The sequence below is a fragment of the Micromonospora sp. NPDC051300 genome (assembly GCF_044455315.1).
In the GTDB taxonomy this organism is placed as follows: domain Bacteria; phylum Actinomycetota; class Actinomycetes; order Mycobacteriales; family Micromonosporaceae; genus Micromonospora; species Micromonospora robiginosa.
The window spans coordinates 15,833-31,375 of the sequence record NZ_JBITEP010000027.1; the positions used below are offsets into that span (position 1 = coordinate 15,833).

At 73.3% G+C, this 15,543-nt stretch carries 18 protein-coding genes; 3 read left to right on the forward strand and 15 right to left on the reverse strand.

The window, feature by feature from the left end; all coding sequences use genetic code 11:
* The first annotated feature begins 60 nt into the window (after positions 1–60).
* Complete coding sequence (locus ACIA5A_RS24510) at positions 61–459, forward strand: hypothetical protein (RefSeq protein WP_396766649.1); 399 nt, start codon at positions 61–63, stop codon at positions 457–459.
* A gap of 70 nt (positions 460–529) precedes the next feature.
* Here ACIA5A_RS24510 and ACIA5A_RS24515 read toward each other — a convergent pair whose 3' ends face one another.
* The 4 genes from ACIA5A_RS24515 to ACIA5A_RS24530 all read right to left on the reverse strand — a co-directional run bounded on the left by ACIA5A_RS24515 (position 530) and on the right by ACIA5A_RS24530 (position 3,532).
* Entirely contained in the window at positions 530–1,000 is a 471-nt protein-coding gene (locus ACIA5A_RS24515; RefSeq protein WP_396766651.1) for a ribose-5-phosphate isomerase, read from the reverse strand.
* Positions 1,001–1,075: 75 nt separating this feature from the next.
* Complete coding sequence (locus ACIA5A_RS24520) at positions 1,076–2,275, reverse strand: DUF1015 family protein (RefSeq protein WP_396766653.1); 1,200 nt, start codon at positions 2,273–2,275, stop codon at positions 1,076–1,078.
* A gap of 128 nt (positions 2,276–2,403) precedes the next feature.
* Positions 2,404–2,736: a hypothetical protein gene (locus ACIA5A_RS24525; protein ID WP_396766655.1), complete on the reverse strand. Its 333-nt coding sequence runs from the start codon at positions 2,734–2,736 to the stop codon at positions 2,404–2,406.
* A gap of 172 nt (positions 2,737–2,908) precedes the next feature.
* Entirely contained in the window at positions 2,909–3,532 is a 624-nt protein-coding gene (locus ACIA5A_RS24530; RefSeq protein ID WP_396766657.1) for a disulfide bond formation protein DsbA, read from the reverse strand.
* A gap of 231 nt (positions 3,533–3,763) precedes the next feature.
* On the opposite strand from ACIA5A_RS24530, the gene pepN reads away from it, so the two are divergent.
* Positions 3,764–6,310, forward strand: coding sequence for an aminopeptidase N (gene pepN, locus ACIA5A_RS24535; protein WP_396766659.1), 2,547 nt, complete (start codon positions 3,764–3,766; stop codon positions 6,308–6,310).
* 151 nt (positions 6,311–6,461) lie between these two features.
* On the opposite strand, the gene ACIA5A_RS24540 is transcribed toward pepN, so the two are convergent.
* The 3 genes from ACIA5A_RS24540 to ACIA5A_RS24550 form a co-directional block, all read right to left on the reverse strand.
* Positions 6,462–6,875 carry a DUF5130 family protein gene (locus tag ACIA5A_RS24540; protein WP_091069547.1) on the reverse strand — a complete coding sequence of 138 codons (414 nt, stop codon included), beginning with the start codon at positions 6,873–6,875 and terminating at the stop codon, positions 6,462–6,464.
* On the reverse strand, positions 6,862–7,146 hold the full coding sequence (locus tag ACIA5A_RS24545; protein ID WP_181572519.1) for a hypothetical protein: 285 nt from the start codon (positions 7,144–7,146) through the stop codon (positions 6,862–6,864). Before ACIA5A_RS24545 ends, ACIA5A_RS24540 begins: the two co-directional genes overlap by 14 nt.
* A gap of 72 nt (positions 7,147–7,218) precedes the next feature.
* A complete protein-coding gene (locus ACIA5A_RS24550; RefSeq protein ID WP_396766661.1) occupies positions 7,219–8,682 on the reverse strand; it encodes an amidase in 1,464 nt (487 codons plus the stop codon).
* A 175-nt stretch (positions 8,683–8,857) separates the two neighbouring features.
* Between ACIA5A_RS24550 and ACIA5A_RS24555 the strand changes: the two genes are divergently transcribed.
* On the forward strand, positions 8,858–9,799 hold the full coding sequence (locus ACIA5A_RS24555) for a dienelactone hydrolase family protein (protein WP_396766663.1): 942 nt from the start codon (positions 8,858–8,860) through the stop codon (positions 9,797–9,799).
* Between the two features lie 66 nt (positions 9,800–9,865).
* Here ACIA5A_RS24555 and ACIA5A_RS24560 read toward each other — a convergent pair whose 3' ends face one another.
* From ACIA5A_RS24560 to ACIA5A_RS24595, 8 genes are read right to left on the reverse strand one after another with little or no spacing between them, the layout of a single operon-like run.
* Positions 9,866–9,988 (reverse strand): hypothetical protein, encoded by a 123-nt coding sequence (locus ACIA5A_RS24560; RefSeq protein WP_396766665.1) that lies wholly within the window; start codon positions 9,986–9,988, stop codon positions 9,866–9,868.
* A gap of 10 nt (positions 9,989–9,998) precedes the next feature.
* Positions 9,999–11,009 (reverse strand): amidohydrolase family protein, encoded by a 1,011-nt coding sequence (locus ACIA5A_RS24565; protein WP_396766667.1) that lies wholly within the window; start codon positions 11,007–11,009, stop codon positions 9,999–10,001.
* Positions 11,009–11,533 carry a 3-hydroxyanthranilate 3,4-dioxygenase gene (locus ACIA5A_RS24570; RefSeq protein WP_396766669.1) on the reverse strand — a complete coding sequence of 175 codons (525 nt, stop codon included), beginning with the start codon at positions 11,531–11,533 and terminating at the stop codon, positions 11,009–11,011. The genes ACIA5A_RS24565 and ACIA5A_RS24570 overlap by 1 nt, the downstream gene beginning before the upstream one ends.
* Positions 11,530–11,952 (reverse strand): RidA family protein, encoded by a 423-nt coding sequence (locus ACIA5A_RS24575; protein WP_396766671.1) that lies wholly within the window; start codon positions 11,950–11,952, stop codon positions 11,530–11,532. Before ACIA5A_RS24575 ends, ACIA5A_RS24570 begins: the two co-directional genes overlap by 4 nt.
* On the reverse strand, positions 11,949–12,722 hold the full coding sequence (locus ACIA5A_RS24580) for a 2-keto-4-pentenoate hydratase (RefSeq protein ID WP_396766673.1): 774 nt from the start codon (positions 12,720–12,722) through the stop codon (positions 11,949–11,951). The genes ACIA5A_RS24575 and ACIA5A_RS24580 overlap by 4 nt, the downstream gene beginning before the upstream one ends.
* Entirely contained in the window at positions 12,719–13,777 is a 1,059-nt protein-coding gene (gene dmpG / locus ACIA5A_RS24585; RefSeq protein ID WP_396766675.1) for a 4-hydroxy-2-oxovalerate aldolase, read from the reverse strand. Before dmpG ends, ACIA5A_RS24580 begins: the two co-directional genes overlap by 4 nt.
* The gene (locus ACIA5A_RS24590) at positions 13,774–14,703 is read right to left on the reverse strand and encodes an acetaldehyde dehydrogenase (acetylating) (protein ID WP_396766677.1); all 930 of its coding nucleotides are present in this window, start codon (positions 14,701–14,703) and stop codon (positions 13,774–13,776) included. Before ACIA5A_RS24590 ends, dmpG begins: the two co-directional genes overlap by 4 nt.
* Positions 14,700–15,494, reverse strand: a complete 795-nt coding sequence (locus tag ACIA5A_RS24595; protein ID WP_396766679.1) for a 2-keto-4-pentenoate hydratase — start codon at positions 15,492–15,494, stop codon at positions 14,700–14,702. The genes ACIA5A_RS24590 and ACIA5A_RS24595 overlap by 4 nt, the downstream gene beginning before the upstream one ends.
* Between the last annotated feature and the right edge of the window lie 49 nt (positions 15,495–15,543).

Here is a 15,543-nt window from a genome sequence, read left to right on the forward strand (position 1 = left end):
CGTCCCACGCCGCGCGCCTCGGCGGGGCTGGAGGGGAGTGTGGGGCGGTACGGTCGGGGGATGGGTGAGGCGGAGCGACGGCGACGGCGGTTGCGGCATCACGGCGAGGCGCACGAGCCGGCCGACGCCGTCGAGGCCAGCGCGAGCACGGCGGGCGTCCATGACGACGTCGCGCCCCGGCCGGCGCACGGGTCCCGGCGCGTCGAGTCGGAGTCGTCGGACGACGGCTCCAGGCCGGTGCGCGGCGGCCGGCGGAGCACATCCTCCGCCGACGAGGGCGAACGGGGACTGCGTGGCCTCGTCGGCTCCGGGTCCTCCCAGGTGAGCGTGGCCGCCGCGATGCGGGCCCGGGACGCCGCCCGCCCGACCGACGACGACCTCGCCCAGGCCGAGGAGCGGGTGGTGCTGATCCGCCGCAACTGGGTGCCCCGCGAGGAACTGCCCCGCGCCGGACGCTGACCCCGAGGGGGTCACCGGGAGGACGCCGCCGGGCCGGGCCGGGCATGCGGGCGGGCCGGCGTCGGACAGGTCAGGCAGGCAGCTCGGGCAGCTTGCGGCTCTGCTCGTAGTCGGCGACCTGCGCGATCCGCCGGCTGTGCCGGGGGTTGCCGGAGAACGCGGTGGTCAGGAACGCCTCGACCAGGGCGGTGGCCTCGTCCAGCGTGTGCTGCCGGGCACCGATCGCGACGATGTTGGCGTCGTTGTGCTCGCGGGAGAGCTGGGCGGTGTCGACGTTCCAGGCGAGCGCCGCCCGGACGCCTGTCACCTTGTTCGCGGCGATCTGCTCGCCGTTGCCGGAGCCGCCGATCACCACGCCGAGGCTGCCCGGGTCGCCGACCACCCGGTCACCGGTGTGCAGGCAGAACGCCGGGTAGTCGTCGTCCGGGTCGAAGGCGTGCGGACCCACGTCCACCACCTCGTAGCCCTGCTTGGCCAGGTGGTTGGCCAGGTGCACCTTCAGCTCGAAGCCGGCGTGGTCGGATCCCAGGTAGACGCGCATACCGCGCAGTCTGACAGGCCCGCCTCCGGAATCGGCGCCGGGGCGTCGACCCGGAGGCGGTACGTCACACGCCGGTCAGCGGGGCAGCTCCGCCACCACCAGGCCGGCCCGCGCCTTCGGGGTGAACCAGGTGCTCTTGCGCGGCATCTTCTCCCGGGCCAGGTTGACCGCGACGAAGTCGTCCACGGTCACCGGCGCCACAAGCACGGCCAGCTCGGCCCGGCCGGCGTCGACCTCACCGGTCAGCCAGCTCGCCGGGTAGTCGCCCCCGACGTAGGTGATCCGCTTGTCGCCCGGGTCGAGGCCCAGCACGTCACGCAGCAACAGCCGCTCGACGAGCGCGTGGTCCAGGTTCTCCAGCCGGCCGGTGCCGACGTGCGGCAGCGTCACCGCGTACCCCCGTCCGGCGAGGTGGAGGTGCACGGTGCCGCCGGTGGTCGGGACGCCGACCGGGCCGGCGGTCTCGGTGACCTCGGCCCCGGCGGCGCGGAGCCGGTCGAGCAGCTCGTCCGGCGTGGTGGTCAGCTCGCTGACCAGCCGGTTGTAGGGCTGGATGGCGACCGACGCCGGCGTGGTGACCACCGCGAGGAAGCGCGGGAAGCCGCCGGTCTGCGCGGCCAGGCTGCGGTGGTTGCCGTCCGCGACCACCAGGTCGCCGCCGCCGGCCAGCGCGGTCAGCTCGTCCTGCGCCGGGCCGGGGCCGACCAGCCAGATGGCGTGCGTGCGGCCGGACTGGTCGACGTCGGTCGCGGCGGGCGCGCCGGCCTTCTCGGTGGCCGCGGCCAGCGCGGCGTGCAGCTCGTCGCCACGCCCGGTCTGGAGCAGGAGTACGGGCGAGAGCAGGTGACCGAGCGCCTCGGCCAGCGCGACGCGCTCGCGCACCTTGGCGATGAACACGTCCTCGTTGCGGATCACCAGGCCGGGCTCGTCGGCCCGGGTGGAGATCTGGTCGGTGTCGACCATGGCCCACAGGCCGTACGCGTTCTCCTCGCCGGGCGCGCTGATCCGGTAGAGCACCACCACCTGCTCGGCGGGGGTGTAGCTGCCGTCCGCCTTGGCCTCGGTGAGCCGGGCCACCGCGTCCGGGAGGGAGTCGAGGAACGACCTGCCGACGCTGTCCGGCGCCCGGTGGGGCATCTCGATGCCCAGTGCGCTGTGCGGATTGGCCGCCACGATGGCGGTGATCTCCGCGTCGTCGGCGAACTCGTCGTAGTTCTGCGCGCCGGTGCCGCCAGTGGTGATCCAGGCCCGGGCGATCGGATGCACGACCGTCATGCCCGCTGACGCTACCCGCGCCCGCCCCGCCCCCGTCACCGGACTCGCCCCCTTCCACCAGGTGAAAGGAAGGGCCCCTTGTTAACGCCTCCGGTAGAGGCGGGGCCCCCTGTTAACAGCCGGGGTGCTCAGGCGACGGGGTCGCGGTGGCGACCGGGGCCGGCCGGGCGGCGGGGCGGCGCGGACGGGCGGGCGCCGGCGTTGAGGCGTACCGTCGTCGCCCCGGCCGCGGCGCCGGCGGACCGGGTCGGTGGGCGACCGGCGCGGCCCGCCTCGGGCGGCGTCATCCGCGAGGTGGCGACGACCCGGGCCACCCCGACCACGATCGGCGGCGCCACCAGGTCGGCCAGCTCGGCCGGCTCGGCGGGCCAGTCGCCCTCGGCCACCGACCAGTACGTCGCACCGGAGTCCTCGGTCACCGGTTGCGGCGCGTCGTCGGACAGGCGGCGGTGCTTAGCCATCGAGAACGCCTCCAGGAGCTGCCGTGGTGCGGCCTCGCACGGGGCCGCCGGCTGGGACACCCGGTGAAACGAGCCCCGCACCGGCCCGGTGACGGGCGGTGCGGGGCTCGGCGTTGTTAGGCGGGGCCCCCTCCTCTACCGGAGGCGTTAACAGGGGGCCCCGCCTTACCCCTCAGTCGAAGATGGGGCCCTGGGTGCGGGTGCGCTTCAGCTCGTAGAAGCCGGGGGTGGCGGAGACCAGCAGCACGCCGTCCCACAGCCGGCCGGCCGCCTCGCCCTTCGGCGCCGGCGTGATGACCGGGCCGAAGAAGGCGACCTGCCCGCCGTCCGGGCCGGGCGCGTGCACCACGGGCGTGCCCACCTCGGTGCCGACCGGCCGCATACCGGCCTCGTGGCTGGCCCGCAGCGCGTCGTCGTACTGGGTGGACTCGGCGGCGTCGGCGAGCCCCGGGTCCAGCCCGACATCGGTGAGCGCGCCGACCAGCATGTCCCGGCCCAACTCCTCCTTGCCCAGGTGGATCCGGGTGCCCATCGCGGTGTAGAGCTTCGCCAGCGTCTCGGCGCCGTGCGCCTGCTCGACGGCGATGCACACCCGCACCGGACCCCAGCCCTTGGTCATCAGCTCCCGGTATTCCTCCGGCAGCTCCCGCCCCTCGTTGAGCACGGACAGGCTCATCACGTGGAACCGGATGTCCACGTCCCGGACCTGCTCGACCTCCAGCAGCCAGCGAGAGGTGATCCACGCCCACGGGCACAGCGGGTCGAACCACATGTCCGCGGTGACACGTTCGGTCACGGTGTCGTCCCTTCACGTCTTTCCCCGCGCCGGAACCCCGGCGCCTTCATCCTTCGATCCTCACCCCGCGCACCGTCGACCGGTAGCGGAATGAGAGCGTGACCTCGCCCACCGAAGGCGGTGCGTGCATGGAAGACTCGGTCCTGCGCCGGCCGTCACGAGCGGTCCGGGCCGGAACCGGTGCCGCGGGGCGCGGCGAGACGAGTGGGATGGAGACGAACAGTGCCGGGAGTGCGCAACCTGACCCAGGTCGAGGCGACCGAGCGGGCCCGCCTGCTCGAGGTGACCGGGTACGACATCAGCCTTGACCTGTCGACCGCCGTGCAACCGACCGGTCGCACGTTCCGCTCGGTGACCGAGGTCCGGTTCCGCTGCACCGAGCCGGGGGCGACCACGTTCATCGAGACGGCCGCCGACTCGGTGCGCTCGGCCACCCTCAACGGCGACCCGGTCGACCTGTCCGACTGGTCCGCCGAGAAGGGCCTCACGCTGACCGGCCTGGCCGCCGAGAACGTGCTCGTGGTCGACGCCGACTTCGCGTACTCGAACAGCGGGCAGGGCCTGCACCGCACCGTCGACCCGGTCGACGGCGAGACCTACCTCTACAGCCAGTTCGAGACCGCCGACGCGCAGAAGGTCTTCGCCTGCTTCGACCAGCCCGACCTGAAGAGCGTCTACACCTGGCACGCCACCGTCCCGGACCACTGGAAGGTCGTGTCGAACATGCCGGTGGCCCGCGAGGAGGCCGCCGACGAGGGCATGAAGACGCTGCACTTCACCGTCTCCGAGCGGATGAGCACCTACATCACCGCGCTCTGCGCCGGGCCGTACCACGAGGTGCGGCACACCCACGACGGCATCGACATGGGCTACTTCTGCCGGGCCAGCATGGCCCCGCACATGGATGCCGACGACCTGCACCTGATCACCACGCAGGGCTTCGACTTCTTCCAGGAGAAGTTCGGCGTGCGCTACCCGCTGCCCAAGTACGACCAGCTCTGGGTGCCGGACTTCAACGCCGGCGCGATGGAGAACTTCGGCTGCGTCACGCACGCCGAGTCGCACTACATCTTCCGCTCGCAGGTCACCGACTTCGAGTACGAGCAGCGCGCCAACACGATCCTGCACGAGCTGGCCCACATGTGGTTCGGTGACCTGGTCACCATGCGCTGGTGGAACGACCTGTGGCTGAACGAGTCGTTCGCCGAGTGGGCCAGCCACTGGTGCAACACCCACGCGACCCGGTTCACCGACGCCTGGACCACGTTCCTGTCGATCCGGAAGAACTGGGGCTACCGGCAGGACCAGCTCTCCTCCACCCACCCGGTCTACTGCGAGATGCCGGACCTGGAGGCCGTCGAGGTCAACTTCGACGGCATCACGTACGCCAAGGGCGCCAGCGTGCTCAAGCAGCTCGTCGCGTACGTGGGCGAGGAGCCGTTCCTGGCCGGCCTGCGCGCCTACTTCGGCAAGCACGCGTGGGGCAACGCCACCTTCGACGACCTGCTGTCCGAGCTGGAGGCGGCGTCCGGCCGGGAGCTGCGCAAGTTCGCGGCCCAGTGGCTGGAGACCGCGCAGGTCAACACGCTGCGCCCGGAGGTGACCGTCGGGGCCGACGGCACGTACGAGCGGGTGGTGGTCCGGCAGGAGGCGCCGGCCGGGCACCCGACGCTGCGTACGCACCGGATCGGGGTGGGCCTCTACGACCTGACCGACGGCCGGCTGGCCCGCCGCGAGCTGGTCGAGGTGGACGTGACAGGCGAGCTGACCGAGCTGTCCGCGCTGCACGGCAAGCCGGCCGCGGACGTGCTGCTGCTCAACGACGAGGACCTGACCTACACCAAGCTGCGGCTGGACGAGCGGTCCATGTCGACTGTGGTGCAGCACATCTCCGGGTTCGACTCGTCGCTGGCCCGGGCGCTGTGCTGGACGGCCGCCTGGGACATGACCCGCGACGCCGAGCTGGCCGCCCGCGACTACGTGGCGCTGGTGCTGGCCGGGCTGACCGCGGAGACCGACATCAACCTGGTCACCGCCACGCTGCGGCAGGCGACCACCGCGCTCACCTTCTACGCCGACCCGGCGTGGGCGCCGACCGGCTGGGCGGACCTGGCCCGCACCGCGCGGACCGCGCTCGCCGCGGCGGAGCCGGGCAGCGGTTTCCAGCTCGCCTGGGCCCGGGCATACGCCTCCTCGGCCCGCTCCAGCGAGGACCTGGCGACGCTGCGCGGCTGGCTGGACGGCAGCGGGGTGCCGGACGGGCTGACCGTCGACACCGAGCTGCGCTGGACCGTGCTCCAGTCGCTCGTCGCCAACGGCGCGGCCGGGACCGCCGAGGTGGACGCCGAACTGGCCGGCGACCGCACCGCCAGCGGCGAGCGGGAGGCCGCCTACGCGTACGCGCTGGTGCCCACCGAGTCGAACAAGGCGGCGGTGTGGGCGCAGCTCACCGGCCCGGACGCGCTGCCCAACTGGCGCAACCGGGCGCTGCTGCAGGGCTTCACCCACCCGGCGCAGGCGGAGCTGACCGCCCCCTACCGGGAGCGCTACTTCGCCACCGTGGACCAGGTCTGGGCGCAGCGCGACAGCGAGCCGGCGCAGGAGTTCGTGCAGCTCGCCTACCCGTCGTACCTGGTCGACGAGGACACCGTCGCGGCCACCGACGCGTGGCTGGCCCGCGACGGCCAGCCGGCGTCGCTGCGCCGCCTGGTCGCCGAGGGCCGCGACGGCGTGGTCCGCGCGCTGAAGGCCCGCGAGCGGGACACCCGCAGCGCCTGAGCAGGGGCACGACGGCCGGGGCCGGCGTGGGTGGGAGCCCGCGTCGGCCCGGGCCGTTTGTCGGATCCCTCCGCCTGGCCCCGCTGAGACGACGAGAGAGCCCGGCCCACGCGATGCGCGGGCCGGGCTTCGTCGTGTCTGCGGGCGGCGCTCAGCCCTTGCCGGCGTGGCTGGCGAGCTGGTCGAGGCCCTGGATGACGCCGCCGGCCAGGTCGCCGCCGCCGAAGGAGGCCACCATGGAGAGCGCGGCCAGCTTGGCGTACGTGTCCGGGATGCGCTTGCGCGCGTACTTGCCGGTGACGATCTCCAACTGCCGCTGGTTGGGCGACACCGCGATCAGCACCGACCGGTCCGGGTCGGCGAGCTGCCGGTGCAGCCGCTCGGCGTGCTCCCGGATCGGCTCGTCGAGGCCGCCGACGTAGACCGAGAAGACCAGGCCGGTCCCCTGGTCGGCCAGGCGGAGCGCCTCGTCGATGCGGAGCAGCTGCCGGGTCGAGAACGGCCCGTCCAGCACGTCGGGCGGGGTGCCCGTCCCGGTCGTGGGCCGTGCTTCACCAACGGTCACTTGCGCCTCCGGTTCCACTGGCCGGAGCCTCCCGGCCGGCCTGCTCCTGCTTGCGGCTGGTCAGCGCCGGCGCCTGCGCCCCGGCGGTCAGCGCGGTGCCGGCCGAGTCGGCCAGCTGCTCCGGACGGCCCAGGAACCAGACCGGAGTGAAGTCGAAGGGCCGCCCCGGCCGGTAGCGCTTGGCGCCGCCACCGCTGCCACGGCTGCCGGCGGCCGCCAGACCGGCGATCACCAGCACCGCGGCGGCCGGGATGCCGACGAAGAACACCAACGTCTCGGTAACAGACAATCCCAACGCCCCCAGGCGGAAAGAGACCAGGAATGTTCCGGGTCGGGTGGACGGTCACGACGGGCCGCGCCCGACCTCGCTTGTGATGTTCACGTTAGCGGAGTCGACGGCCCGCCAGATTGCGGGGTGCTGATCCCATCCGCCACAGGAGTGCTCCAGTTGCGCGGCAGTGGCGGTCAATGTCGCGTCGTCGCCGTACCGGCCGGTGAGCAGCACCCCGACCGGCAGGCCCTCGGCGGTCCGGCCGACCGGCAGCGAAACGGACGGATCGCCGGTGACGTTGAAGACCGCGCAGTATGGCGAGAAGCGCCGCTGCCTGTCGAAGTCGTCCGCCGGGTCGAGCGCGGCGAACGCGCCGACCGGCGCCTGCGGTGCGGCAAGCGTGGGACAGAGCAGCAGGTCACAGCCGGCGGTACGGCGCACGCCGAGGCGTACCTGCGCCTGCAGCTCGCCGAGCGCGGCCATCAGCCGGGCCGCGCCGACCGCCTCGCCACGCGCGCGCAGGAACCGGGTCAGCGGCAGCAGCTCGCCCTCCCGGTCGTGCGGCACCGGGGCGAGCGCGAGCGCGTACCAGACGGTCTCGAACATCGGCCAGACCTCCGGGCCGAGCGGCGCGGGGACCTCGACCACCTCGTGCCCGGCGTCGGCGAGCAGCGCGGCGGCCCGGTCGACGGCGGCCAGGCAGGCGGGGTGGACCGGCTCGTCGGCGAGCATCCCGGCGGTGAAGCGGCCGATCCGCAGCCGGCCCGGCTCGGCGGCGCGGGCCGCGCCGAGGTAGCCGCCGGCGGGCGCGGCCGGCGGCAGGTAGGGCTCGCCGGGCACCGGCCGGGCCAGCACGTCGAGCAGCGCGGCCACGTCGGCGACGGTGCGGCCGATCGGCCCGTTGGTGGGCAGTCCGAACGCGCCGAAGCCGAGCGGGCCGCCGGAGACCAGCCCCCGGCTCGGTTTGTGCCCGACCAGGCCGCAGAGCGCGGCCGGGATGCGCAGCGAGCCGCCGCCGTCGGAGCCCTGCGCCACCGGCACCAGGCCGGCGGCCACCGCGGCGGCCGCGCCGCCGCTGGAGCCACCCGCGGTGTACGCCAGGTCCCACGGGTTGCGGGCCGGCGGCGCGACCCGCCCCTCGGAGTAGAGCGAGCAGCCCAGCTCGGAGGTGGTGGTCTTGCCGAGGCTGACCAGGCCCGCGTCGGCCAGGAACCGGACCACGTCGGCGTCGACGGGCGGCACGAAGTCGGCGAAGGCGGCCGAGCCGAACGTGGTCCGCACCCCGGCGGTCAGCGTGAGGTCCTTGATCGCGGTGGGCACCCCGTGCAGCGGTCCGCGCGCGTCGGCGGGGGCGGCGTCGGCGGCCCGGGCGGCGGTCCGGGCCCGCTCGGCGGTGACGGTGACGAACGCGCCTACCGTGTCGCCGAGCGCGTCGACCCGGCGCAGGTGGTGCTCGACCAGTTCCAGGCTGGACAGTTCGCCGCGGCGGATCGCGGCGGCCTGCTCCAGCGCGGTCAGGTCGTGCGGCTCGGCCATGCCGCCATCCTGCCCGTTCGGCGGCCGGACGGCGGGACGACACGTCCGGGACGGGGTCCATACCCGGTTGGCATGACCGGACCGGGATTGCCGGGGCGGGGCACGGACGCGGACGATGACCACATCGATCGACTTGAGTCGATGTCGCCGCAACCGCCACCCCAGGGAGCGCGCCGTGCCACACGTACCCGACCCGCAGAGCACCCCACCGCCGACCCGCCGCCTTCCGCGGGTCCTCCACCCACTGCTCGCCCTGGCGCTGACCGCCGCCGGTCTCGCCGTCCCGCCCGCGACCCCGGCGGGGGCCCGCGACGGCGCCCCGGTCACGACGCTGGCCGCCAACCCCTACGAGCGGGGTCCCGCGCCCACGGTGACCAGCATCGAGGCCACCCGCGGACCGTTCGCCATCGCGCAGACCACTGTCGCCGCGTCGAGCGTGAGCGGTTTCCGGGGCGGCACGATCTACTACCCGACGAGCACCGCCGAGGGCACCTTCGGCGCGGTCGCCATATCCCCCGGCTTCACCGCCAGCCAGTCCTCCGTCGCCTGGCTCGGACCGCGCCTGGCCTCCCAGGGGTTCGTGGTCATCACCATCGACACGCTGTCCGTCTACGACCAGCCGGCCAGCCGCGGCACCCAACTCCTGGCCGCCGTGGACTACCTGGCCACCACCAGCTCGGTACGCGCCCGGGTGGACCGGAACCGGCTCGCCGTGATGGGGCACTCGATGGGCGGCGGCGGCAGCCTCTCTGCGGCCAACGCCCGGCCCTCACTCCAGGCGGCGATCCCGCTGACCGGCTGGCACACCGTCAAGAACTGGTCGTCGGTGCGCGTGCCGACGCTCGTCATCGGCGCCGAGAACGACACGGTCGCGCCGGTGTCGTCGCACTCCGAGCCGTTCTACACCAGCCTGCCGGCAACCCTGGACAAGGCGTACCTGGAGTTGAACGCGGCGACCCACTCGGCGCCGACCTCGCCGAATGTGACGGTCGCGAAGTACAGCATCTCCTGGCTCAAGCGGTTCGTCGACGACGACACCCGCTACGAGCAGTTCCTCTGCCCGGCGCCCCGAGGCAGCGCCATCGAGGAATACCGCGACACCTGCCCGCACTCCTGACCGGCCGTCCCGGCGCTTCGGGTGCGTCTGTTGTCGCCGGAGCAACGACAGACGCACCCGAAGCCGTCAGGACAGGGTCCCGGGCGGAGCCACCCACTCCGACCGGGGGCCACCGACATCCGCCAGCAGATCGAAGTCCCGGTCGTAGTGCAGGACGGTCGCGGAGTATTCCGCCGCGACCGCCGCCACTCCGGTTTCCTTATATATCGACTCGGCCGAGGAAGCGCAGGGCGTTGCCGCCGAGCAGCGCGGCCCGCTGCGCGTCGGTGAGGAAGTCGGAGCGGTGCACCACCTGCCCGACCGGCCGCTCCCCCAGCGGGTACGGGTAGTCGCTGCCCAGCAGCACCCGGTCCGCGCCCATGGTGTCCACCAGCAGGCGCAACGCGGCCGGCTCGAACACCACCGAGTCGACGCTGAACCGGTCGACGTACGAGCTGGGCGGCGCGACGGACGCGCCGCGTACCAGGTCGCCGCGGCGGTGCCAGGCGTTGTCGGCGCGCCCCAGCCAGAACGGGAAGCTGCCGCCGCCGTGGGCGAAGCAGATCCGCAGCGTCTCCGGCACCCGGTCGAAGACGCCGCCGAGGATCAGCGCCAGCACGGACAGGTGCGTCTCGGCCGGCATGCCGGTCAGCCAGCGGGCCATCCACCGGTTCAGCCGGGGGCCGCCGGGCATGTCCCACGGGTGCACGAAGACCGGCGCGCCGACCTCGGCGCAGTGGGTCAGGAACTCCACGATGCCGGCGTCGTCGAGGTCCCGGTCGCCGACGTGGTTGCCGATCTCCACGCCGGCGTGCCCGGCGGCGAGGCAGCGGTCCAGCTCGGCACAGGCGGCGTCCGGGTCCTGCAACGGCACCTGGCAGAACGGCACCAGCCGGCCGCCGCCGGCCGCGGTGACCTCCAGGGTGAGGTCGTTGAAGATCCGGGCCACCCTGACCGCCTGGTCGGCCGGGCGGTCGTAGCCGAAGAAGACCGGGGTGGGCGACACCACCTGCACGTCGACGCCGTCGGCGGCCATGTCGGCGAGCCGGGTGGGCGCGTCCCAGCACGGCGCGCCGACCGGCCGGAACTCCGTCTCCCCCACCATGATCATGGCGGCCCGCTCGGAGTCCACCCGCAGCCACGGCCAGCCGGACCCGCCGCAGGCCGCGGCGAGGTCCGGCCATCCCTTCGGTACGACGTGCGTGTGCACGTCCACCACCGGCAGCGGCATCAGCCCTTGCCCGGGTGCAACGCGCCGCAGTTGTCGCAGGTGCGGGCCTTCTCGTCGGCGTAGAACGCGCTGAAGACCGGGGGCAGGTCGGCGGCGATGTCGCGCACCTGCAACTCGACCTCGTGCACCTTGTGGCTGCACTCGGCGCAGTACCACTGGAACTTCTCCAGCGTGCCCTCCTCGCGCACCCGCTCGATCACCATGCCGATCGAGCCGGCCTCCGGCCGCTGCGGCGAGTGCGGGGTGTTGCGCGGCAGCATCCACATCTGCCCCTCGCGCACGTGCACCGTACGCGGGCCCTCGGGCGTCATGAGGTTGACGTGCATGTTGCCCTTGACCTGGTAGAAGAACTCCTCGTACGGGTCGACGTGGAAGTCGGTGCGCTGGTTCGGCCCGCCCACCACCATGACGATGAAGTCGTCGCTGCCGGGCAGCATCTCCTTGTTGCCCACCGGCGGCTTGAGCAGGTGCTGGTTCTCCCCGATCCAGCCGGTGAAGCTGAACGGCTCGGCGATCTCACTCATGACTGACCTCCGGACGGCAGTAGGGCCACGGCCTGCATCTCGATCAGCAGGTGCGGGTGCGGAAGCTGGTGCACGGCGACGGTGGTCCGGGTCGGACCGGTGGCGTCGAAGAACTCCGCCCACACCTCGTTGTAGCCACCGAAGTCGTTCATGTTGACCAGGTAGCTGGTGACCTGCACCAGGTCGGCCAGGTCGGCGCCGACCGAGCGGAGCAGGTCGCGGATGTTCCCGATCACCGCCCGGGTCTGCTCCCGGACGTCCAGGTCGGTGGTGCCGAACTCGTCCACCGCCACACCGGCGAACGTGTTGTCCGGCCGGCGCGACGACGTACCGGAGACGAAGACGAACCCGCCGGCCACCTTGACGTGCGGGAACGCCCCGCGCGGCACGGCCTTGCCGGCGACGACCCGGCCGGTCACGAGACTGCCCTGAGCGAGGCGGACCCCAGCTTCTCCACGACGGCGCGCACGTGCGCGCCCGGGCGCAGCGGCACCGCCGCGGTGGCCGCGCCGGCCAGGAAGACCCAGCCCTTGCGCAGCCGGACGCCGTGCCGGCCGGCCAGCCGCAGGCCCTCGTCGAGCGCCCGGCGTGGATCGCCGAGGATCGCCGCGGTCGAGCCGACCTGCGCCACCCGCCCGTCGATCTCCAGCAGCACGCCCAGATTGTCCAGCCCGTCCGGCACCGGCGACCAGGGCCCGATCGCGAACGCGGCGGCCGAGGTGTTGTCCGCGACCACGTCCGGCAGGGAGAAGGTGAAGTTCGCGTACCGGGAGTCGATCAGCTCGATCGCGGGGGCGACCGCGCGGACCGCCCGGGTGAACGAGCCGACCGGCTCACCCGGCTCGGGCAGCCGGTCCAGCAGGAACGCCACCTCCGGCTCGACCCGGGGGTGGATGAAGTCGCCGGTGTCGACGGTCCCGCCGTCCGGCACCCGCATCACGTCGGTGAGCCGGCCCCAGATCACCTCGTCCACGCCGACCTGGGCCATCTTGGCCTTGCTGGTCAGCCCCATCTTCAACCCGACCAGGCGCTCGCCGCGGTCGAGACGACGCCGCACCAGCGCCTCCTGCACCGCGTACGCGGTGTCCACGTCGAGGCCGGTCTCGGCGGCGAGCTGCGGAATCGCGGTGGCGGAGTCCGCCGCCGCGCCAAGCTTCTCCGCGATCCCCGCGACGTCCGGCCCGATCATGCGGTCTGCTCCTTGCCGGCGAGGTCCAGTGCCACGTCCACGATCATGTCCTCCTGACCGCCGACCATCCGTCGACGGCCCAACTCGACCAGGATCGACCGGACGTCCACCCCGTACTTCGCCGACGCCCGCTCCGCGTGGCGCAGGAAGCTGGAGTAGACGCCCGCGTACCCCAGGGAGAGCGTCTCCCGGTCGACCTGCACCGGCCGGTCCTGCAACGGGCGGACCAGGTCGTCGGCGGCGTCCATCAGCGCGAACACGTCGCAGCCGTGCTTCCAGCCGTGCAGCTCGGCGACCGCGACGAAGACCTCCAGCGGGGCGTTGCCGGCGCCCGCGCCCATCCCGGCCAGCGACGCGTCCACCCGCACGGTGCGCCCGGACGGCGAGCCGAGCGGACCGTCGCCGAGGATCCGGCCGTGCTCCACCGCCAGCACGCTGTTCGCCACGCCGAGCGACAGGTTGTGGTGCGCGTGGATGCCGATCTGCGTCTCCGGCGCCAGCACCTGCCGGTACGCGTCGACGCGCTGCGCCACGTCGGACATCAGCAGCCGGCCGCCGGAGTCGGTGACGTAGACGCAGTGCGCGCCGTACGACTCCATCAGCCTGGCCTGGGCGGCCAGTCCGGCCGGGTCGTTGAGGTGCGACATCATCAGGAACCCGGAGACGTCCATGTCGTTCTCCCGGGCCCAGGCGATGTGCTGGGCGGAGATGTCGGCCTCGGTGCAGTGGGTGGCGACCCGCACGCTCGTCACACCCAGCGCCTTCGCCGCCTTCAGGTCGGCGATGGTGCCGATGCCCGGCAGCAGCAGCGTGGTGAGCCGGGCGTTCGTCAGCACCTCGGCGGCGGCCGAGATCCACTCGGCGTCGGAGGCCGCGCCGTGGCCGTAGTTGACGCTCGACCCGGCCAGCCCGTCGCCGTGCGCCACCTCGATGGCCGCCACCCCGGCCGCGTCGAGCGCGGCGGCGATGGCGCGGACCTGGTCGACGGTGTAGCGGTGGGCGATGGCGTGCATGCCGTCGCGCAGCGTCACGTCCTGGAGGTAGAGGTCGGTCATCGCGCGGCCACCTCCCGCAGGGCCACCAGCCGCTCGGCGGTGCGCAGCGCGGCCGACGTCATGATGTCCAGGTTCCCGGCGTACGCGGGCAGGTAGTGCCCGGCGCCGGAGACCTCCAGGAACACCGACACCTGGAGGCCGGTGACGTGCCGCCCGAGCACCGGCGCGTACGTGTCCACCGGGTCGAACTGCACCTCCTGCTTGAGCCGGTAGCCGGGCACGTACTCCTGCACGGTCGCCACCATGTCGGCCACCGAGGCGGCGATCTCCACCCGGTCGGCGTCGGCGTCCGGGCAGAGGCAGTAGACGGTGTCCCGCATCAGCAGCGGCGGGTCGGCCGGGTTGAGCACGATGATGGCCTTGCCGCGCTCCGCGCCGCCGACCACCTCGATGGCCCGCGCGGTGGTCTCGGTGAACTCGTCGATGTTGGCCCGGGTGCCCGGGCCCGCCGACCTCGAGGCGATCGAGGCGACGATCTCCCCGTAGGCGACCGGGGTGACCCGGCCGACCGCGTGCACGATCGGCACGGTGGCCTGCCCGCCGCAGGTGACCATGTTGACGTTCGGCTCGTGCAGGTGCTCGTCCAGGTTGACCGTCGGCACCACGTACGGGCCGAGCGCGGCCGGGGTCAGGTCGACGACGGTCCGGCCGTGCGCGCGCAGCACCTCGTCGTGGCGACGGTGCGCGCCGGCCGAGGTGGCGTCGAAGACCAGCTCCACGTCGGCGAACTCGGGCAGCGCGACCAGGCCGTCGACACCCTCGGCGGTGGTGGCCACACCGAGCCGGCGGGCCCGGGCCAGACCGTCGGAGGCCGGGTCGATGCCGGCCATCGCCACCATCCGCAGCTCGGTACTCAGCCTGAGCACCTTGATCATCAGGTCGGTGCCGATGTTGCCCGACCCGAGCACCGCCACCCCGACAGTCATGAGGTCTCCTTCGAGAAGCAGGTACGCACCGAGCCGAGCCCGGAGATCCGTGCCTCGTACGCGGCGCCCGGCGTCACCGGCACCATCGGGCCGAGCGCGCCGGAGAGCACCACGTCACCGGCCTTCAGCGGGTCACCCGCGCGGGCCATGGTGCCGGCCAGCCAGCGCAGCGCGTGCAACGGGTTGCCGAGGCAGGCCGCGCCCGCGCCCACCGAGACCGGCTCGCCGGCGTGCTCCAGCACCATCCCGCACAGCCGCAGGTCCACGTCGGCGAGCCGGCGCGGCGCGGTGCCGAGCACGAACAACCCACTCGACGCGTTGTCCGCCACCGTGTCCACGATGGAGATGTCCCAATCGGCGATCCGCGAGTCGACGATCTCGATGGCCGGCAGCACGTGGTCCACGGCCCGGACCAGGTCGACGGTGGTCACCCGCTCGTCCGGCAGGTCGACGCCGAGCACGAAGGCGATCTCCGCCTCCACCCGGGGCTGGAGCAACCGACCGATCGGCACCTCCTCGCCGTCACCGACCGCCATGTCGTCGAAGAGCACCCCGAAGTCGGGCTGGAACACGCCGAAGCTCTCCTGCACCGCCCGGGAGGTCAGGCCGATCTTCGCGCCGACCCGGCGGTGCCCCTTGCCCAGGCGCTGCCGGGTGTAGACCTGCTGCGCCTGGTAGGCGGCCTCGACGTCGCCCTCCGGCAGCAGCCGGCCGCGCAGCGGCGGGCAGGGTTTCCCCTCCTGCCGGGCCTCGGCCAGCTCCCGGTTGGCGGCCTCGATGTCCACCGTCATGTCGGCTCCTCGCTCGCGGTCCTCGGGCTGCCGGCCATTCTCACCCATC